The organism is Streptomyces sp. NPDC028991 (genome assembly GCF_055564775.1).
The window spans coordinates 61401-64802 of the sequence record NZ_JBVHVP010000030.1 but is presented as its reverse complement, the minus strand read 5'-3'; the positions used below and the strand labels follow the sequence as shown (position 1 = coordinate 64802).

The window sequence follows — 3402 nt, the reverse complement described above, 5'->3', positions numbered from 1 at the left end:
CCAGCCGGTGCACCAAAACCATCTCGTCCCGGACCTGGACGGCCTTCGGGCTCGAAGAACCGTCAGCTGGCCACCCGCCATGAAGTGGGGAGGGTCCTCGCGACCGGCGAGGCATACACCCGTCCGGCCCATCACAAAGTTGGTACCAAGCCCCGGCGTCAAGCGTCACACCCGCCCCGGCAGTGAGACCTCCGCGGCAGTCGGGTTGGATAGCGATGCGGCGCGACAACCAGAAGAAAGGGGGAAGGATTTGTTCACGTTCCTTGTGCTGGGCTTTGTGTTGGTCGCCCTCGCCATCGTCCTGGCCGTCATCGGGGTACACGCTCTACTGCTCGGCCGTATGCCCAGTCGATGGCTCCAGCAGCGAGTACGGCAACCCAGACTCTGGGGAGCAGGGGCGATCCTGATACTGATCAGCTGGAACTTGCGCTCCCCATCGCTCCTGGTTGTCGGTGTCGGCCTCATCGCGATTGGACATGCAGTGAAGTCCCCGCGATGACGCGGGCCGACCCTTGAGGTTAAACGTCAAGCTCACTGACGAGGCGACCAGCACCGTGTTGACGCAATGGCCGGACTCTCGGTGATCGTCTGCCATGCTGCCCGGATGAGCGTGCGCCCGTTCCCCTCCCCCGGCCGTGCGCGCCGGCAGATCATGCGCCGCCACGGTCACCAGATCCCGGCCCACCTGCTGCCCGCCCCTCGGACACCGCAAGGTCCGGTCGGCGACTACCGGATCTCAACACGGGGGACGAGGGGTCAGGCGCAGCGATGAATGCATGCCGCCCCTGCATCCGCTCGGACGGTTCAGTTACAAATTCGACAATACTTTGCGCGCCGTTTCGACCTCTCGAGCCTGAAACGCTTGCAAATCGCGCAGATCATCCATGTTTACGCTGATCATGCGACGCTACTTCTTTCCCTCTATTTCGCTCCATACAGCCATTAGCCTTGTCTCAATCTTGCACTCTACGTCTTTCTCGGCCACCTTCTTTTCCTTCTCCGTAGCTTCACTTGCCTCCTGGAATTTCGGGTCAGATATCGCCGCCAGCGGCGAGTTGTAATTGTAGCCGCCCCCCGCCATACACTCCGACCACTCCGCGTTTGCCTTGATGAATGACGGATCCTTCTGTGAAGCTGCAAAGCTTTCGACGTCTACATTTTGAGCAATAGCAATCGAAGATTCAGGTACGCGACCTCCGGATATTATCGATTCCGCTTCTCCGCTACACCCGCCAACAGGAACCTTTTTCCCGGCAGAAAAGTGCACCCTCTTGCCACTCGCACCAAATAGAAGAATTCGCTCTTGCTTCGTCGGCTTCTGAAAACTTCCCCCCGCCTGCCTATTTTCCGATTTAGGCATGTGATAGCCGTACTTACGCGCAGTTTCCAGGTCCGTAATTCCGTAGCGCCTCGAGGCCAGAAACCCTGGGTCTTCCGGGATAGGATCAGTGTATTTACTACCCAGTCGACTCATGCACTGATTTATGATGACCGCCTTTGCTTTATCGATGAGATGATAGTCGGCGGGGCTTATGCTGTAGTCATCAATGGGTAGGCGAAACGGCTGCGACCTGCTCTGACTATTTTTGTGTCCGACGCTGGACTTATTGACTCCCATATCCTTAGAATTCGGTTGCGCTCCCGTGTCTTTGGCGCAGCCAGGCTTGGACGAGGCTGGTGATCCGGGTGGTCGAGCACCGCAGTTTGCGGAGGAGTCGCCAGGATTTGAGGGTGGCGTGGCCTGCTCGACGAGGGCCCTGATCTTTGTGTGGGACCGGTTGACCGCCTGCTGGTCTGCGGAGAGGGTGTCCCATCGTCCCCAGGCACGGGGTGCGGACGGTGCCGCCGGCGCCTCGGTATGCCTTGTCGGCCCAGCATGGGATGTCTGCCTCGGCGAGGGCGTCGACGATGCCGTGTTCGCGAGCCGCACGGATGTCGTGGACGGCGCCGGGCAGGGCCGGTGAGGCCCACAGCAGCCGGCCGAAGGGGTCGGCGATGACCTGTACGTTCGTCCCGTGCTTCTTGTGTTTGCCGGAGTAGAACGGCCGGCCCGCTGCGGTGCGGTCGACGGGCAGGAGGGTGCCGTCCAGGACCAGGTAGGCCTTCGCCGACGCGGTCCGCACCACGTCGGTCAGGCCGGGGGCGAGAGCGGCCAGGAGCTCGACCGCTTCGGTGGCATAGCGGTAGGCCGTCGTGGTGCCGATGCCGAACCCGGCTCCGAGCTGGGCATAGGTGTGTCCCACCCGCAGATAGGCGAGAGTGAGCAGGGCCTGGCGGCCGGCGCTCAGGCGCCGCCACCGGGAAACGATCGCGCGGCGGTGGCGCCGCAGCTGCTGCGTGAGGAAGCGAAGGGCGGAGCTGGACACGTCGACGCCCGACGGGTAGACAAGCACGTGAAGCCTCTGGTGGAGCCAGTTGTCTTGGTCGAAAACCCATCTAAGGGTCGTCCCGTAAGTGATCTTGCCGTGAGATGATCTCGGCCGTGGCTGGTGTGATCACGGCGTCTGATCCGTCCTGGATAGCCCCGTTCGCCGGACTGAGCCCGCGCGCCTTCGGCAAGTTGATGAGGCAGCTGCGCCGCGAGGGCGGAGACGCGCCGGGCCGTGGCCGACCGTGGAAGCTGTCCCCGGAGGACCGGGTGTTACTGGTGGCCGCGTACTGGCACACCAACTTGAGCCTGCGCCAGCTCGCGCCGTTCTTCGGAGTGTCCAAGTCCACCGCCGATCGCGTCATCGACGACCTCGGCCCCAGGCTCGCGCTGGCCCCGCGCAGGCGCTTCGCCAAGGACGCGGTGCTGATCGTGGACGGGACACTGGTACCTACCCGCGACCACCAGGTCGCCGAGCAGTCGAAGAACTATCGCTACTCGACGAACCACCAGGTGGTCATCGACGCCAACACCCGCCTGGTCGTGGTGGTCGGCCAGCCGCTGCCGGGGAACCGCAACGACTGCCTGGCCTGGGTCGAGTCCGGTGCCAAGCGGGCGGTCGGCAACACTACGACGATCGCGGACGGCGGCTACCTGGGTACCGGGCTGATCATGCCGCACCGCCGGCGCAAGGGCGAGGAACTGCCCGAGTGGAAGGAGGCCCACAACAAGAGCCACAAACGGGTTCGCGCCCGCGTCGAGCACGCCTTCGCCCGTATGAAGACCTGGAAGATCCTGCGCGACTGCCGCTTGAGAGGCGACGGTGTGCGCCACGCGATGCACGGCGTTGCCCGCCTACACAACCTCGCCCTCACGGGATGACTCCCGCCGCATGCGGGACCTGAGAGGTCCACGGGAGACCCACGGGAGACCGGGCCTGGGGGGGGGGGGGGGGGGGGGGGGGGGGGGGGGGGGGGGGGGTGGGTGGGGGGGGGGGGGGGGGCTCTCCCCCCCCGTCGTCGGGGAAGGGGAGG

At 64.3% G+C, this 3402-nt stretch carries 3 protein-coding genes and 1 pseudogene; 2 read left to right on the top strand and 2 right to left on the bottom strand.

What is annotated here, in order from left to right; all coding sequences use genetic code 11:
- A pseudogene (locus ACZ4V1_RS32900) lies at positions 1–186 on the top strand (NF041680 family putative transposase); the annotation flags it as partial.
- A gap of 721 nt (positions 187–907) precedes the next feature.
- On the opposite strand, the gene ACZ4V1_RS32895 reads toward ACZ4V1_RS32900, so the two are convergent.
- Both ACZ4V1_RS32895 and ACZ4V1_RS32890 read right to left on the bottom strand, forming a co-directional pair.
- Positions 908–1618 (bottom strand): hypothetical protein, encoded by a 711-nt coding sequence (locus ACZ4V1_RS32895; RefSeq protein ID WP_468343780.1) that lies wholly within the window; start codon positions 1616–1618, stop codon positions 908–910.
- Between the two features lie 4 nt (positions 1619–1622).
- Positions 1623–2393: a transposase family protein gene (locus ACZ4V1_RS32890; RefSeq protein ID WP_468343777.1), complete on the bottom strand. Its 771-nt coding sequence runs from the start codon at positions 2391–2393 to the stop codon at positions 1623–1625.
- A gap of 89 nt (positions 2394–2482) precedes the next feature.
- Here ACZ4V1_RS32890 and ACZ4V1_RS32885 point away from each other — a divergent pair, with 89 nt between their 5' ends.
- Positions 2483–3250, top strand: a complete 768-nt coding sequence (locus tag ACZ4V1_RS32885; protein ID WP_468343774.1) for a transposase — start codon at positions 2483–2485, stop codon at positions 3248–3250.
- Positions 3251–3402: the final 152 nt, after the last annotated feature.

Excerpts from the sequence above, each read along its gene's own strand:
- ACZ4V1_RS32895 (WP_468343780.1), bottom strand. The coding sequence starts at position 1,618 with ATGGGAGTCAATAAGTCCAGCGTCGGACACAAAAATAGTCAGAGCAGG.